The sequence below is a fragment of the Roseateles sp. genome (assembly GCF_044373315.1).
In the GTDB taxonomy this organism is placed as follows: Bacteria; Pseudomonadota; Gammaproteobacteria; order Burkholderiales; family Burkholderiaceae_C; genus JACDQM01.
On record NZ_JBILQK010000013.1, the window covers coordinates 1 to 13,829 of the forward strand.

Consider the following 13,829-nt stretch of genomic DNA (forward strand, 5'->3'; position numbering starts at 1 on the left):
CGGGATCGAGGTGCCCGAGTTCAGGTGACCCACCACGCCGTTGACCTTGGAGTCCACCAGCTTCTGCGCCGCTGCCGTGCCTTGCTTCGGGTCACCCGCATCGTCTTCAGCCAGCAGCTCGAACCTGGCCTTCCTGCCGCCGATCGTCACGCCCTTGGCGTTCAGATCTTCAATCGCCAGGCGCGCGCCCAGCTCGTTGTCCTTGCCCAAGTGCGCAATCGCACCGCTCGTCGGCCCAACGTGGCCAATCTTCACCACCAGTTCCTGCGACATCGCCGCGCCACTCAAAACTGCGGCAGCAGCAGCAACGATCACGTTCAGTTTCACTTGCATGTAAGACCTCCAAAGGGGAAGAAGGAAAAGCGTTTGCTGTTGACTCATCAAACGCGAAGACAATACCCCAAAACACCCGGCTTCTCCATGGGGTAAGCATGGAACACAAAGCGTCAGCAGCGCAAAATCTGGAGGCGACAAACGCTCAAGACCAAGGGCTCAAGCAAGCAACAACGCCCTTCAGCGCGGTGACCCGCCTGGCGTCTCGTACGCATCGCTCCGATGCCCCAAATCTGAAGCCAGCTGCCGCCGCATGATCGGAACCAGAAGGTCGACCAGATCCGGAATCGCCTCGCTCAATGCTTTGGAAAGCGCCAGTCTCAAGACAGGCTCCAGCGTCGGGTCAAATGACTGGTGAACAGGCACATCAGGAGGCGACGCCTCGGGCCTCTCGAAGTCGGCAGCCAACAGCGTTTCGTCCTGCGAATCAGGCCCGAGAACGGCGAGATCACTGAGATCAATGACCGGCTCAACCAAGGAATGCAGATCGTTATCCGCAGCAGCAAGGAGCGGCTCAAGAGGCTCGGCAGCCAATGGAGCATTACCCGCTTGCCAGCGATGCTCGTCGAGCACCTCAGTCAACGTGGGCACGACGCGCTCTGAAGGTGGACGGTTCATGCTGTCACCTCGTGATGGATCACGGGATGCCCCAACGATTTGTATTGACGGAAACGCTCACGTCCCGCCTGCACTTGCTGGGCATCCTGCGAAACGACTTCGAGCACCCGCGCAAATCGCTCGAAACCCGGTACCAGTTCGGCACCCAGGTTCAACAGCACGCCATCGCTAGCCGACTGGCCCAGCGACTCGGTCAGAAGAATCGGGCTGCGGTCGACGGTCGAACCGTCGACCTCGCCACGCAGGCGCAGATGGGGCACGAACTCGGTGGCGTCAAACGTCCAAAGTGCTGCATCGAGTCGTTCCAGCGCCGCAGCTGGACCGACGACGGTGACGCGCGCGCCAGACTGTTGCGCCTTTCGCAGCAGCCGGCACACATAACCCAGACGTTCAGCAACCCCGGTGTAGAAGCTCACCTCAGACATACCGCACCCTCAGAAGGGCACGCGGCTGGCGCACCCCGCAGTCGCATCAACGCGCCTGCGACAACACAAAGTGCGTCAGCAGCCCCACGGGGCGTCCGGTCCCACCCTTGGCAGCGCCACCCTTCCAGGCCGTGCCGGCGATATCCAGGTGACCCCAGCGGTACTTGCCAGCAAAGCGCTGCAGGAACTTCGCTGCAGTGATCGATCCACCCGCACGCGATCCGACGTTCGCCACGTCGGCAAAGTTGCTCTTCAGCCCCTCGTCGTACTCTTCATCCAGCGGCATGCGCCAGCAGAGATCCAAGGCAGCCTCGCCAGCGCTGCTGAGCGCTGCGGCAAGTTCATCGTCGCTGGCGTACATGCCGCTGCGAACGCCACCCAGCGCGATCACACAGGCACCCGTCAGCGTGGCCACATCGACCACCGCTGCCGGCTTGAAGCGCTCGGCGTAGGTCAGCGCATCGCACAGGATCAGGCGACCCTCAGCGTCGGTGTTCAAGATTTCAATGGTTTGACCCGACATCGAGGTCACCACGTCTCCCGGCTTCAGAGCCCGGCCGCTGGGCATGTTCTCGCAGGCAGCGATGATGCAGACCAGATTCAGCTTGGGCTTCAGCTCCGCCACGGCACGCAGTGTGCCCAGGACGCTGGCCGCACCGCCCATGTCGAACTTCATTTCGTCCATCTCGGCACCGGGCTTCAACGAGATGCCGCCCGAGTCGAAGGTGATGCCCTTGCCCACCAACACCACCGGCGCCTGCGTCTTGGCTGCGCCCTCATAGCGCGCCACGATGAAGCGCAGCGGCTCGTCCGAACCCTGGGCCACGGCGAGGAAGGAGCCCATTCCGAGTTTCTCGACGGCCTTCTTGTCCAGCACCTCCACCTTGAGACCGTAGTCCCGGCCAAGCTGTTTGACCTGTTCGGCCAGGTACGTCGGCGTCGCGTAATTGCCAGGGCGATTGGCAGCCTCGCGCGCCAGTTCAATGCCTGCAGCGATCGCCTGGCCACGCACCAAACCGGCCTTGACGGCCTTGCCCTCGTCTTTGCCGGCCAGCAGGGTCAGCTTAGCGAGCTGAGGCGCAGGCGCCGCGCTAGGCTTGGTGTGGCGGTAGACGTAGATCGAATCCACAGCAGCGAGAACCGTGTGCTCGACCAACTGCTCGCCCAAGGCCTCGAAGCCTACAAAGACCAGGGCCGCATGCGCCGCGCCACGCGACTTCAACTGCGTCAGCGCGGTCTGCACTGCATTGCGGCCTGACTTCACCGTGGCAGCGCCAGCAGCGGCCAGCACCACACGCGGGGCCTTGACGCCGGCCACGCGCTGCAATGTCAGTGTCTTGCCAGCCTTGAGCTCGAAGTCGCCGAGCTTGATCGCGTCCTTGACGGCAGCAGCCAGCACGGGATCCAAACCTGGGGGGACACTGTCACCGGCCAGTACCAGCACCAGGGCATCGGCATTCACACCCGCCAAGGCATCCAGGGAAGCAGTCTGAGTACGGAAGTCCATAATGTGAGAAATAGATAAAGTGGCCGAATGTTATTCGATTCCTCTGTACGGGCTGAGCTGGCGCGCAGCTTCGGCGTGACCCTGGTGGTCATCCTCACCATCGTCGTGACGATGATGCTGATCCGCACCCTCGGCCAGGCTGCGGGAGGCAATATCGCGCCCCAGGATGTGGTTCTGCTGATGGGCTATCTGACCCTGGCGCAACTGCCGACCATGCTCGCGCTGTCGCTGTTCGTGGCCGTTGTGGCCAGCCTCAGCCGCATGTACCGCGAGTCCGAGATGCAGATCTGGTTTGCCAGCGGTATCGGTCTGTCTCGCTTCGTCCAACCAGTACTGCGCTTCGCGTGGCCGGTGCTGACCGTCATCGTTGCGTTGGTCCTGCTCGTCCAGCCCTGGGGCAATCGGAGCAGTGCGCAGCTCAAGGAACGCTATGAGAAGCGCTCCGACCTGTCGCGCGTCGCTCCAGGACAGTTCCAGAGTTCTCGCGACGGAAGCCGGGTTTTCTTCATCGATCGAGACAGCGAGGACAGTCGTACAGGCCGGAATGTCTTCATCCTCAGCCAGAACGGCAAGAGCGAGTCCGTCACCACCGCTAGCCAGGGCCAGATCGAGTGGATCGATGGCGACCGCTACCTGGTGCTTGAAGACGGACAACGCAACGAGGCCAGTGCGGGCAACGGCACGAAAACCATGGCACGCTTCGAGCGATATCAACTGCAGGTTGACGAGCAGTCGGTCCGTTCGGTCGACGCCCTGCCGCCGCGCGCGATGGACACACTCGAGCTGCTCACCAGCAAGCAGCCGCAACACCAGGGTCAGCTGGCTTGGCGTTTCGGGCTCGCGGTGGCTGCCATCAACATGGTGCTGTTGGGCATCGGCATGTCGGCCACCAATCCGCGTCGGGCCAACAACTGGAATCTGCTGTTCGCGCTGCTTGGCTTTGTCGTCTACTTCAACCTGATCAACCTCACGCAGGCCTGGGTCAGCAATGGCCGCACCAGCCTTCTCCAAGCCATGCTCTCGGTGCATGGCGGTGCGTTTCTGATGGCGCTGGGCCTGATTTGGATGCGCGATCAAGGCAATCGCTTGAGCTTGTCGAGCCTGCGCGCTGCCAGTCGCAAGGAGCAGCGCGCATGAAGACCGTGCGGCGACTGCTGTATCGCGACCTGACGGGTGCAGTCAGCTTCGTGGCCCTCGCATTCCTGTCCCTGTTCTATTTCATCGACTTCGTCGACGAGCTTGACAGCCTGGGCCGTCGCGGCGGCGGTGCAGCTGCAGCAGCCTGGCTGGCGCTGCTGGAACTGCCCGGTCATTTTTATGAGCTGTTTCCGATCGCCGTCCTGATCGGCAGCATCTTCTCGCTGGCCAGGCTGGCACAGTCCAGCGAGTTCACGATCCTGCGCACGGGTGGTTTGGGCCCAGGACGCGCTTTAGCCTTGCTCAGCTCACTGGCACTCGGCTTCGCCGCGCTCACCTTCGTCGTCGGCGATTATGTGGCGCCCTACTTCGAACGCAGTGCCGAAGCACAGCGGGCGGCCTACTCCGGCGGCTTGACCGCCGGGCAGGGAGCCTGGCTCAAGGACAAACAGCTGAGTCCTTCCGGCGAGCGCAATTTCTCGGTTCACATCGCTCGCGTAAAGGCCAGTGGCGAGTTGGAAGGTGTGCGCATCTTCGAGTTCGACCAACAGGGCGCCTTGCACTCACGCACCCAAGCCGCCGGCGCAAGCGTTGATGCGGATGGTCTGTGGAAGTTGCGCGATGTGCAGCGCACCGAGTGGCTCGCGGCGCGGATCAACGAGCAACATCTGCCCTTGCTGGATTGGAGCAGCGGACTGACTGCGGGTGTGATCAGCGCCGCACTGAGGCCGGCAAAGACCATGTCCACCGTCGAGCTCTATCGCTACACCGCGCATCTTTCGGCCCATGAGCAGTCCGCCCAACAGCACGACATCCAGTTCTGGCGCAAGGCCCTCTACCCCTTTGCATGCTTCGTCATGGTCGCGCTGGCCCTGCCCTTTGCCTACCTCCACGGCCGAGCCGGCGGCATCAGCCTGAAGGTGTTTGGCGGCATCATGCTGGGCATCAGCTTTGTGCTGATGAACAACTTGGCCGGCCACCTAGGGCTGCTCAAGGGCTGGACACCGTGGGCCGTCGCCGCCACCCCCAGCTTGATCTATCTCGCTCTGTCACTGGCTGCCTTTGGCTGGCTTGTGCGTTACCGCTGAAACAGGACCCACTCCGATGGACGGAATGCTCTTATTCGCCCATGGCGCCCGTGACCCCGCCTGGGCCAGCCCCTTCAAGGAGCTTGCAGCGCGCTTGGCGCTCAGCAGACCCGCGATGCCGATGGCGCTGGCCTTTCTCGAACTGATGGAGCCCGGCATCGAAACCGCAGCCGACAGCCTCGTTGCGCAGGGCTGCCGCCGCATCCATATCGTGCCGCTGTTTCTCGGCGCCAGCGGTCATGTACGACGCGACATTCCACCCTTGATCGAACGCCTGCGCGAGCGGCACGGCGATGGCATCGAGTGGCTGCTGCACCCCGCCATCGGAGAGCAGGATGGCGTCATCAACGCCATGGCAGCCGCCAGCCTGGCCATGGCGGAGGCCGCGGGAGCCAAGGCCCCATGAACCTGCATCAGTTTCGCTTCGTCCAGGAAGCTGCCCGGCGCAACCTGAACCTGACGGAAACCGCCAAGGCCCTGCACACCTCTCAGCCAGGCGTTTCCAAGGCCATTCTGGAGTTTGAGGAAGAGCTGGGCGTCGACATCTTCTCGCGGCATGGCAAGCGCCTTCGCCACATCACCGAGCCTGGCCACCAGGTACTCAAGGCGATCGAGATCATCATGCGCGAGGTCGGCAACCTGAAGCGCATCGGCGCAGAGTTCTCGCGCCAGGACAGCGGCACCTTGTCCATCGCCACCACACACACGCAGGCCCGCTATGTGCTGCCCAGCCCGGTGGCCAAGCTGCGTCGGCAATTCCCCCAGGTGAACGTGAGCCTGCATCAAGGCAACCCCGAGCAGGTCGCCAGCATGCTGCTGGACGAGAGCGCCGATGTCGGCCTGGCCACAGAGTCCCTGGCCGATCACGAAGGGCTGATCAGTCTCCCCTGCTATGAGTGGCAGCACGTCATGGTGGTGCCCGCAGAACACCCCTTGGCCCAGGTTGAGCGAGTCAGTCTGGAGCAGTTGGCGGCGTTTCCGCTGATCTCCTACCACCCCAGCTTCACCGGCCGCACCCGTATCGACCGCGCCTTCGCAATGCGCCGACTGACGCCTGACGTGGTGCTTGAAGCCATCGACTCCGACGTCATCAAGACCTATGTGAAGCTGGGCATGGGTGTGGGCATCGTGGCCGAGATGGCGGTGCAGGAAGAGACGCCAGGAGCCGACCTGGTCTGGCGACCGCTGGGCCACCTCTTCGGCCAGAACGTCGCCCGAATCGCGTTCAAGCGCGGCACCTATCTGCGCAACTATGTCTACACCTTTGCCGAGTTGCTTTCCAGCCGCCTGAATCGCCCTCTGTTGGAGCGGGCGCTCAGTGGCGAAGCCAGCGATTACGAACTCTGAACCCGTCATGCAAGAGACCCCCAGGCTGCAGAGCCGGCTGCCCCAAGTAGGCACCACCATCTTCTCCACCATGTCGGCGCTGGCTCAGCAGCACGGCGCTGTCAATCTGGGTCAGGGGTTTCCGGACTTCGACGCTGCCCCGCGTCTGGTCGACGCCGTGCATCTAGCGATGCGCGGCGCTCACAATCAGTACCCACCGATGCCCGGTGTGCCAGCGCTGCGTGAGGCCGTGGCCGCCAAGCTGTTCAAGCTGTATGGCGCCCGCTACGACGCCGGCAGCGAGATCACCATCACTGCCGGCGCCACACAGGCGATCTTCACTGCCCTGCTGTCCATCGTTCATCCAGGCGACGAGGTGATCGTGCTGGAGCCCTGCTACGACAGCTACGCGCCCAATATCGAACTGGCCGGAGGCTGCGTCGTTCGCGTGCCTCTGACGCCTGGTACCTACAGGCCGGACTTTGAGCTGATCGCCGCCGCGATCAGCCCTCGCACCCGAGCGCTGATCATCAACAGCCCTCACAACCCGAGCGCCACGGTCTGGTCGGAGCAAGAGATGCTGCGCCTGGTTGATCTGCTCAAGGGCACCGAGGTTCTGCTGATCAGCGACGAGGTCTATGAGCACATGGTGTTCGATGGCCAGCTTCATCAGAGCGTCGCGCGCTTCCCTGATCTGGCGTCGCGCAGCTTCATCATCTCCAGCTTCGGTAAAACCTATCACGTGACAGGCTGGAAGGTAGGCTATGTGGCGGCCCCGGCTCCATTGAGTGCCGAGTTTCGCAAAGTGCATCAGTTCAATGTGTTCACTGTGAACACACCGATGCAACATGGCCTGGCGGCTTACATGGCCGATCCCGCACCGTACCTAGAACTGCCGGCCTTCTACCAGCGCAAGCGCGATCTTTTCCAGGCCGGCCTGCAGAGTTCTCGCTTCACGCTACTGCCCTCGCAAGGCAGCTACTTTCAATGCGTGGACTACTCAGGGCTGGCTCCAGAACTCACCGAGATGAACGACGCGACGTTCTGTCAGTGGCTTACAAGCGAAGTCGGTGTAGCAGCCATTCCTCTGTCCGCCTTCTATGCGGCCGGCAGCCAGGCGCGGGTGATCCGATTCTGCTTCGCCAAGCAAGACAGCACACTCACCGCAGCGCTAGGGAAACTCGCCAGCCTCTAGGAGGCGGTGGCGCAGAGGAAGCGTCCGCTGCAAACTGACCGCAGCGGTCCATCCTCACCGGCTTCTTGCCCAAGAACGTCGTGCGAAAACTCTCCTCGCCTGAGACAGTTTTCGCCTTCAACGCCTTCTGCCGCGCAGACTCCTAGGCCCGAGTGTCAAAGGAGCTCGGCCTGGTCGGTACTTCGTCGGGCTCGTCGAGGGAAATATCGACTTCCAGCGCATTGGGTGCCGTCAAGGCACCTGCCGGTGCCTGCCAGATCATCGTTGCCATCAGTTCGGTCGAACCCAGCTTGCCCGGCACCTCAAGTGGGAGGAACAGGTCGATGCCCTCGCCTCGCACCTCATGCTCTGACTTGTCCCGCGCAACGCCATAAAGCATCAGCAGATCGGCCTGCGTCAGCAGATCCAGAGACTCCTGAGGCAAGGGTCCCGGCAGGGAACCATCCTCGGCGTGACCCACAAGCAGTGACTGAAGCAAAGCCATGCTTGCCGCACTGTCTGGCCAGCGTCGCTGCAACATCAGCAAGACCGCGGCATGGTCCTCCAGCCCCTCGCCCGCCATCATGTCCGCAGACCACTCCGGCGCTGGCAGATCGAACCGGTCCCGGTAGCGCTGCGACAAGGCCATGAAATCGTCTTCCCGGCGCGCACGCTGGAAGAGATGCAGCAACTTCAGATAGGGCAGCGCCACCTCGGCAGCCGCACCATCAAGCCGCGCTCTCAACAACTCGATCGCGGCATCGTCCTGACCGAGCACCAGGAAAAAATCTACCTGCTGTTCAAGGTCAATCAAGTCCTCGACGTTGACACGCACCGGTTCGGTGTCAGCTTTAAGTGTCGACGTCGCCGCTGAAGCTATGGGGGCTACTGGCTCGACCAGCTGAAAGGTAACCGGCTCATCCTCAGGTTCTGGCGGCGTCGGGGGCAACATGGCCAGCACAGCCCCAGACGGCGTCGCCGGTGCTGCGTCAACGCTGCTGTCTGCACTGATGCTGGTTGGGGCTACAGCCAAGTCTGCAGCCGTAGCCTGCGTAGCCCGCGTCGCAACTGCCCGCGGCGGCGCGACCTGATCTTCAGAAACAGTCTCAGATTTCACATCAGCCCACCAGGCCGATTCGCGCAGCTGCCGCTCCTGCTTGCGGCTGCGCCACAGTTGAAAGCTCACAGCGCTGAGGCCCAGAGTGAGGGCTGCCAACAGCACGGTCAGCGGATTGAGATAGCGCTCAGACTGCGCGCGCTCAAGCTCTGCGCGCAAGGCCTGCAGCTGCTGTTGCGACAGGCGCTGTTCCGCCTGCATGGCCAGCATGCCCTGCTCAAGCTTCGCCATGCGCTCGGCGGCGGCATCAGGCCCCGCCTGCACCCCGGCCGCCGATGAGGCAGTCTCACTCGCTGCCGGCATAGCCGCAGGCGCCGCAGACTGCATCGCTTCCGCGGGTTCAAGCTGCAAGCGCGCCGCGGGTCGGGTGGAAGGGACCTTCTTCGCCGGCTGCTCACCTTGCTGGGCAGCCGCAAGGCGCTGCGCCGGCTTGCCCTTGGGCGCTGGTTTGGCCTCAGCGGAAGCGCTGTCTGTGCGGCTTGTGGAACTGGGCGTCCCAGCGTCAACCGCGGCAGACGCCGGCTTGAGCTCAGCGCCCTTCCTTGTGACGACAGGCGCTACCGAGGAGGCCGCGGGTTCGGCAGGAACCAGGTTCGGCACCTCACCAGGCGACAAGGGCGCAGGCGCGAGCAGAGCAGACGGGCGCGCTTCGGCCGTATTCAACGCAGCCTGCATCTGCGGCGAATAGCTGCGAACCACGACCGCAGGCTGCGCCTGCGTCGTGAGGCTCGGGGTCGCCCCAGGCGGGTCGATGAAGGCGGTGTATTGACGCACCAGCCGTGCCGGGCACCCCAGCGACAAACTCACCGTCACCAAAGGCTCGTCGATCTGCGGCACCGAGCGAAGGCGCACTGCGCGCACCTTGAGCTCGCTCTCCCCCTCGAGCTGCACCACCACGCCTGTGGCTGGCACTCGCACATCGCCCGCCAGAACCTCAGCCGTGACGCAATCCGGGCTCAGACTTTCACCAACACCCAAGCTGACCGGAAAAACCAGATGCAGGGGCTGGCCGAGCGCAGACAAGGTCTGCGGGCGCCCAACGCCAATCGCAGTGGCTGCCGGATGCATGCCGATCACGGCCACGCCCAGCGCCAGGGCTCGAAGCGCAGCGCCAGGGACGGCGCGTGTGTTCAGGAACTTTCGGGGCGCGAAGGACGCTCTGGACATGCCGGGGGCCACTGTTGTTTGCCGGCGACTCTAGCATGAGGTAACAGCTGGATACAGCCGGCGGTGACCCGCATCCAAGCGCTTGCGCAACGTTGGGTCCATCGTGCAAGGCAGCGCTGTGCAGCTCGGCTGGCATCGAGGTGGAAGGACATGATCAGTGCACGCGATTGCCCGCACCGCGTCTCGTGGACAATGCATTCTCGCGGCAATCCTTTGCTGTCACATCAGCGACTCAGCATGAATAGCTCGGTTCTTACACTCCCCGAACGTAGCAACATCGACTCGGGCTCGTGGTTCTCCAAACTGTCTGCGCCGCTGCGCAGCGACATTCTTTCCCGTGCAACCGTGCGCCGCATTGGCGATGGCGCACTGCTGTCCTGCCGCGGCGAGCCTGCCGAGGATTGGATTGGCGTCGCCAAGGGTGCGGTGCGCGTGAGCACGGTGTCACTGGCCGGAAAGCAGGTGACCCTCACCTATGTGGAGCCCGGCACCTGGTTTGGCGACATCGCCCTGTTCGATGGCATGCCGCGGACGCACGACGCGTCAGCGCATGGCGAAACTACCCTGCTGTCAGTACGCAAGCCCGATTTCAAGGCCTTGCTGCAACAGCACTCCGAACTCTACGAAGCCTTGTTGCGCCTGAACTGCCGGCGTCTGCGCCTGATGTTCGACGCCGTCGAAGACCTGAACACGCGACCGCTGGCGGCGCGCCTGGCCAAGCAGATCCTGCTGTTGGCACGCGCCTATGGCATTCCGCAAGGCGAGGAAGTGCGCATCGGCCTGCAGCTCGCTCAGGAAGACCTGGCGCAATTGCTGGGCGCCTCCCGCCAGCGCGTAAATCAGGAGCTCAAGGGCTTCGAGCGCGAGGGTGCCGTGCGGGTCGAACCCACGCGCCTGGTCGTGCTCAGCAAGGACAAACTGCTGGCCATCGCCAGCCGATAGCCCGGACCGCCGGTGGCGGCGCCCGGGCCCTCTGAAGAACTCAAATCAAGGAGACCCATGGACGACGCTTTCACCGGCACCCGCGCGCCCAGCCAGGCGCTGGACAGCACTTCGCTTAGCCAATGGCTCGAACAGGCCATACCCGGTTTCGCCGGGCCGCTGAGCATCGAGCAGTTCAAGGGCGGCCAGTCCAACCCCACGTACAAGCTGGTGACGCCGCAGCGCAGTTATGTGATGCGGAGCAAGCCTGGTCCGGTGGCGAAGCTGCTGCCGTCGGCCCATGCCATTGAGCGAGAGTTCACAGTCATGCAAGCACTGGAAGGCTCCGCAGTTCCGGTGCCCAGAATGCTGGCCTTGTGCGAGGACGAGTCGGTCATCGGCCGTGCCTTCTACATCATGGAGTACATCGACGGTCGCGTGCTGTGGGACCAGTCCTTGCCCGGCATGAGCCAGGGCGAGCGCAGCGCGATCTACCAAGAGATGAACCGCGTCATCGCGGCATTGCACAGCGTCGACTTCAATTCGCTGGGCTTGGCCAACTATGGCAAGCCGGGCAACTACTTCGAGCGGCAGATTGGTCGCTGGAGCAAGCAATACCTAGCCTCCGTCACCCAGCCCATCGACGCGATGGAGCGCCTGATTGAGTGGCTGCCGCAGAACATCCCCGAGTCCGCCCGCGATGAGAGGGAAGCATCCATCGTGCACGGCGACTACCGGCTCGACAACCTGGTCTTCCATCCCAGCGAGCCCCGCGTGCTGGCCGTGCTGGACTGGGAACTGTCAACGCTTGGCCACCCCCTGGCCGACTTCAGCTACCACTGCATGTCCTGGCACATCGTCAGTTCAGGCGTGGCTCGCGGCATTGCAGGCAAGGACCTGGCCGCACTCGGAATCCCGGACGAACTGAGCTATGTAACGCTGTATTGCGAGCGAACGGGCCGCAAGGACGTGGCCGCCGTGATGCGTGACTGGAACTTCTATCTGGCCTACAACCTGTTCCGCATCGCCGCCATCCTGCAAGGTATCGCAAAGCGGGTGGAAACAGGTACGGCTTCGAGTGCGCAAGCCCGTGAGGCTGATGCGGGTGCGCGCCCGCTGGCGGACTTGGCCTGGCAATTCGCGCAGCGGGCCTGAGGCCCGAGCAACTTAGCGCCCCGGCCCCTGCTCTTCGGGAGTTGAGCTCTGCCAGGCCACCGAGGTGGTGGTCGGCCAGGGTCCGCCATCGCTCAGCCGGCCGTTGACACGCAGTGCCTCGCGGCACGCCGTTTCAAGCAACTTGACCAGGGCCTGGACGTCTTCAAGGCTGGGCTCTGCCATCGCAACACGCAGATAGACATTGCCCCGCATGCTCATCAGCACAAAGGCACGCTCCTCGGGCAACAGATCCTGACTGGCCAGTGCCAGCGTATCCGACATCGGCCCATCAAGCCAAGCGCCGATCAGATCACGGTTCACACCGAGAGCGCCAAAGCGCTCTCGCACCGGCTTCGAGTTGAAGTTCTTCAGCTTGGGAAACATCACCAGCCAGCGCATTTCTTCTGGCGTGTCGGTGTCCACCCGGGTCTTCAGGGTGTCGGTGTAAGCCTCAAAGACCGCCTTCTCAAGGCGCTCCATCAGCTGGCGCGCGATCACCATCATTTGAAGATCGCTGTGCAAGCCGAGTTCGACACGCATGCGCAATTCGGTGCCGTCGATGTAAGCCCGCTGCGATGGCCCCCACTCGATGCGCAGCGCGCCCGGCAAGGCCTTGGGCTGCTCGATCTGAAAACCGCGCCCATCACGCGCCTGGCGGAACACTGCATTGCGTGTTTCGGCCCAGTCCGACAGAGGACGCCAGCGCGCCGCATTGGCACGCACCACGAACCAGCGTTTAACTTGCTTAATTACCATGAGCGAAGAGAATGCCAGCGAACGTTGCTGCTGCGTCGCCTTTGTGGCGAGGGCTTGTATGGAGAGGCATTCAATGATTGAAGCATATTCATGGCCCACACCAAACGGCCACAAGATTCACATCATGTTGGAAGAATGTGGCCTGCCCTATCGGGTGATCCCCGTGGACATCGGAAGCGGTGCGCAATTCGAGCCCGATTTCCTGGCCATCAGTCCCAACAACAAGATTCCAGCGATCGTCGACCCAGATGGCCCTGAGGGCCAGCCGATCTCGCTGTTCGAGTCGGGTGCAATTCTGCTCTATCTGGCGGGCAAGACAGGCAAATTTCTGCCCAGCGGCGCCGCGGCCAAGTACGAGGTGCTGCAGTGGCTGATGTTCCAGGTCGGAGGCGTGGGGCCGATGCTGGGCCAGGCTCACCACTTCCGCATTTACGCGCCCGAGAAGATTCCCTACGCAATCGAGCGCTACACCCAAGAAGCCAAACGACTGTACGGCGTCGTCAACAAGCGACTGGCGGTCAGCAAGTACATCGGCGGACCCGAGTACTCGATCGCGGACATGGCCGTTTTCCCTTGGCTGCGCTCATGGAAAAACCAGGGTGTCGAGATGCATGACTATCCGCATCTGAGAGGCTGGTTTGACGAGATCGCTGCCCGACCGGCCGTGCAGCGCGGCGTCGAAGTCTTGGCCCCGTTGCGGCGCCCGCTCATAGACGACAAGGCACGCGAAGTGCTGTTCGGCAAAGAGCAGTACAAACACCGCTAGACCTCAAGCAAGCCGCACGAGGCCGAAGAATGGCCCGACCGGAGGGAATCGAACCCCCAACCGCCCGCTTAGAAGGCGGGTGCTCTATCCGGTTGAGCTACGGTCGGCTTGCAGGGGCGCCATTTTGCCACGCGCCTCAATGGCGCCGGCGCGCCAAAACGGATGCCAAGAAAGACAAAGCCGCCAGGGCTTTTGACCCAGGCGGCTCAGCAGATTGGATGGTCGGGGCGGCGGGATTCGAACTCGCGACCCTCTGCTCCCAAAGCAGATGCGCTACCAGGCTGCGCTACGCCCCGACTAAGCTGCGCATTGTAACCCGAGCTTCAGGGCATTCCGGGA

General features: G+C 63.1%; 14 protein-coding genes and 2 tRNA genes. 8 read left to right on the top strand and 8 right to left on the bottom strand.

Annotated elements, in window-relative coordinates; all coding sequences use genetic code 11:
- The 4 genes from ACIQ67_RS05180 to ACIQ67_RS05195 form a co-directional block, all read right to left on the bottom strand.
- The coding region (locus tag ACIQ67_RS05180; RefSeq protein ID WP_397533293.1) for an ABC transporter substrate-binding protein at nucleotides 1-333 on the bottom strand (333 nt) is incomplete at its 3' end.
- A 180-nt stretch (nucleotides 334-513) separates the two neighbouring features.
- Nucleotides 514-951, bottom strand: coding sequence for a hypothetical protein (locus ACIQ67_RS05185; RefSeq protein WP_397533294.1), 438 nt, complete (start codon nucleotides 949-951; stop codon nucleotides 514-516).
- Nucleotides 948-1,376: a DNA polymerase III subunit chi gene (locus tag ACIQ67_RS05190; protein ID WP_397533295.1), complete on the bottom strand. Its 429-nt coding sequence runs from the start codon at nucleotides 1,374-1,376 to the stop codon at nucleotides 948-950. Before ACIQ67_RS05190 ends, ACIQ67_RS05185 begins: the two co-directional genes overlap by 4 nt.
- Before the next feature lie 46 nt (nucleotides 1,377-1,422).
- Nucleotides 1,423-2,883 carry a leucyl aminopeptidase gene (locus ACIQ67_RS05195; protein WP_397533296.1) on the bottom strand — a complete coding sequence of 487 codons (1,461 nt, stop codon included), beginning with the start codon at nucleotides 2,881-2,883 and terminating at the stop codon, nucleotides 1,423-1,425.
- Between the two features lie 27 nt (nucleotides 2,884-2,910).
- Here ACIQ67_RS05195 and lptF point away from each other — a divergent pair, with 27 nt between their 5' ends.
- From lptF to ACIQ67_RS05220, 5 genes are read left to right on the top strand one after another with little or no spacing between them, the layout of a single operon-like run.
- On the top strand, nucleotides 2,911-4,020 hold the full coding sequence (lptF, locus tag ACIQ67_RS05200; protein WP_397533297.1) for an LPS export ABC transporter permease LptF: 1,110 nt from the start codon (nucleotides 2,911-2,913) through the stop codon (nucleotides 4,018-4,020).
- Nucleotides 4,017-5,108, top strand: a complete 1,092-nt coding sequence (gene lptG, locus ACIQ67_RS05205) for an LPS export ABC transporter permease LptG (RefSeq protein ID WP_397533298.1) — start codon at nucleotides 4,017-4,019, stop codon at nucleotides 5,106-5,108. The genes lptF and lptG overlap by 4 nt, the downstream gene beginning before the upstream one ends.
- Before the next feature lie 16 nt (nucleotides 5,109-5,124).
- Complete coding sequence (locus ACIQ67_RS05210; RefSeq protein WP_397533299.1) at nucleotides 5,125-5,514, top strand: sirohydrochlorin chelatase; 390 nt, start codon at nucleotides 5,125-5,127, stop codon at nucleotides 5,512-5,514.
- A complete protein-coding gene (locus tag ACIQ67_RS05215; protein ID WP_397533300.1) occupies nucleotides 5,511-6,455 on the top strand; it encodes a CysB family HTH-type transcriptional regulator in 945 nt (314 codons plus the stop codon). The genes ACIQ67_RS05210 and ACIQ67_RS05215 overlap by 4 nt, the downstream gene beginning before the upstream one ends.
- Before the next feature lie 7 nt (nucleotides 6,456-6,462).
- On the top strand, nucleotides 6,463-7,629 hold the full coding sequence (locus tag ACIQ67_RS05220) for a pyridoxal phosphate-dependent aminotransferase (protein ID WP_397533301.1): 1,167 nt from the start codon (nucleotides 6,463-6,465) through the stop codon (nucleotides 7,627-7,629).
- A 142-nt stretch (nucleotides 7,630-7,771) separates the two neighbouring features.
- Here the strand turns inward: ACIQ67_RS05220 and ACIQ67_RS05225 are convergent, their stop codons facing one another.
- Nucleotides 7,772-8,884 (bottom strand): hypothetical protein, encoded by a 1,113-nt coding sequence (locus ACIQ67_RS05225; RefSeq protein ID WP_397533302.1) that lies wholly within the window; start codon nucleotides 8,882-8,884, stop codon nucleotides 7,772-7,774.
- A gap of 1,245 nt (nucleotides 8,885-10,129) precedes the next feature.
- On the opposite strand from ACIQ67_RS05225, the gene ACIQ67_RS05230 reads away from it, so the two are divergent.
- Both ACIQ67_RS05230 and ACIQ67_RS05235 read left to right on the top strand, forming a co-directional pair.
- Nucleotides 10,130-10,834 carry a Crp/Fnr family transcriptional regulator gene (locus ACIQ67_RS05230; protein WP_397533303.1) on the top strand — a complete coding sequence of 235 codons (705 nt, stop codon included), beginning with the start codon at nucleotides 10,130-10,132 and terminating at the stop codon, nucleotides 10,832-10,834.
- A gap of 57 nt (nucleotides 10,835-10,891) precedes the next feature.
- Nucleotides 10,892-11,968, top strand: coding sequence for a phosphotransferase (locus ACIQ67_RS05235; RefSeq protein WP_397533304.1), 1,077 nt, complete (start codon nucleotides 10,892-10,894; stop codon nucleotides 11,966-11,968).
- A gap of 12 nt (nucleotides 11,969-11,980) precedes the next feature.
- Here ACIQ67_RS05235 and ACIQ67_RS05240 read toward each other — a convergent pair whose 3' ends face one another.
- Nucleotides 11,981-12,724 (bottom strand): hypothetical protein, encoded by a 744-nt coding sequence (locus ACIQ67_RS05240; protein ID WP_397533305.1) that lies wholly within the window; start codon nucleotides 12,722-12,724, stop codon nucleotides 11,981-11,983.
- A gap of 73 nt (nucleotides 12,725-12,797) precedes the next feature.
- Here ACIQ67_RS05240 and ACIQ67_RS05245 point away from each other — a divergent pair, with 73 nt between their 5' ends.
- Complete coding sequence (locus ACIQ67_RS05245) at nucleotides 12,798-13,490, top strand: glutathione S-transferase N-terminal domain-containing protein (RefSeq protein WP_397533353.1); 693 nt, start codon at nucleotides 12,798-12,800, stop codon at nucleotides 13,488-13,490.
- Between the two features lie 30 nt (nucleotides 13,491-13,520).
- Here the strand turns inward: ACIQ67_RS05245 and ACIQ67_RS05250 are convergent.
- Together ACIQ67_RS05250 and ACIQ67_RS05255 are read right to left on the bottom strand one after the other, a co-directional pair.
- Nucleotides 13,521-13,597, bottom strand: a tRNA-Arg gene (locus ACIQ67_RS05250).
- A gap of 112 nt (nucleotides 13,598-13,709) precedes the next feature.
- Nucleotides 13,710-13,786, bottom strand: a tRNA-Pro gene (locus tag ACIQ67_RS05255).
- Nucleotides 13,787-13,829: the final 43 nt, after the last annotated feature.

Bases quoted from the DNA above. Each gene is read 5' to 3' on its own strand.
- ACIQ67_RS05185 (WP_397533294.1), bottom strand. From the start codon at position 951: ATGAACCGTCCACCTTCAGAGCGCGTCGTGCCCACGTTGACTGAGGTG.
- ACIQ67_RS05190 (WP_397533295.1), bottom strand. From the start codon at position 1,376: ATGTCTGAGGTGAGCTTCTACACCGGGGTTGCTGAACGTCTGGGTTAT.
- ACIQ67_RS05195 (WP_397533296.1), bottom strand. From the start codon at position 2,883: ATGGACTTCCGTACTCAGACTGCTTCCCTGGATGCCTTGGCGGGTGTG.
- lptF (WP_397533297.1), top strand. From the start codon at position 2,911: ATGTTATTCGATTCCTCTGTACGGGCTGAGCTGGCGCGCAGCTTCGGC.
- lptG (WP_397533298.1), top strand. From the start codon at position 4,017: ATGAAGACCGTGCGGCGACTGCTGTATCGCGACCTGACGGGTGCAGTC.
- ACIQ67_RS05210 (WP_397533299.1), top strand. From the start codon at position 5,125: ATGGACGGAATGCTCTTATTCGCCCATGGCGCCCGTGACCCCGCCTGG.
- ACIQ67_RS05215 (WP_397533300.1), top strand. From the start codon at position 5,511: ATGAACCTGCATCAGTTTCGCTTCGTCCAGGAAGCTGCCCGGCGCAAC.
- ACIQ67_RS05220 (WP_397533301.1), top strand. From the start codon at position 6,463: ATGCAAGAGACCCCCAGGCTGCAGAGCCGGCTGCCCCAAGTAGGCACC.
- ACIQ67_RS05230 (WP_397533303.1), top strand. From the start codon at position 10,130: ATGAATAGCTCGGTTCTTACACTCCCCGAACGTAGCAACATCGACTCG.
- ACIQ67_RS05235 (WP_397533304.1), top strand. From the start codon at position 10,892: ATGGACGACGCTTTCACCGGCACCCGCGCGCCCAGCCAGGCGCTGGAC.
- ACIQ67_RS05240 (WP_397533305.1), bottom strand. From the start codon at position 12,724: ATGGTAATTAAGCAAGTTAAACGCTGGTTCGTGGTGCGTGCCAATGCG.
- ACIQ67_RS05245 (WP_397533353.1), top strand. From the start codon at position 12,798: ATGATTGAAGCATATTCATGGCCCACACCAAACGGCCACAAGATTCAC.